This is a genomic window from Serratia quinivorans, from assembly GCF_946227985.1.
Classification (GTDB): Bacteria; Pseudomonadota; Gammaproteobacteria; order Enterobacterales; family Enterobacteriaceae; genus Serratia; species Serratia quinivorans_A.
This window is the reverse complement of the sequence record NZ_CAMKGL010000027.1, coordinates 1-341: the sequence shown is the minus strand read 5'-3', so window position 1 is coordinate 341 and position 341 is coordinate 1. Positions and strand designations below refer to the sequence as shown.

1 protein-coding gene is annotated in these 341 nt (G+C 64.8%); it reads left to right on the top strand.

What is annotated here, in order from left to right:
* Positions 1-341: transketolase-like TK C-terminal-containing protein (locus tag OCH02_RS25425; RefSeq protein WP_315899251.1), on the top strand; the 341-nt coding region annotated here is incomplete at both ends.

The following is a 341-nucleotide window of genomic DNA, read 5'->3' as shown; positions in this document are numbered from 1 at the left end:
TGTGACCAGGTGGAGTCGGCGGTGGCCTGGCAGTACGGCATCGAGCGCAACGACGGCCCGACCACGCTGATTTTCTCACGTCAGAACCTGACCCAGCAGCCGCGTAGCGCAGAGCAACTGGCCAACGTCTACCGTGGCGGTTATGTGCTGAAAGACTGCGCCGGTACGCCGGACGTGATTCTGATTGCCACCGGTTCGGAAGTGGGTATCACCGTGGAAGCGGCAGACCAGCTGACCGCGGCGGGCCGTAAGGTGCGCGTGGTCTCCATGCCGTCCACCGACGCGTTCGACAAGCAGGATGCGGCGTACCGTGAATCCGTGCTGCCGGCAGCGGTGAGCGC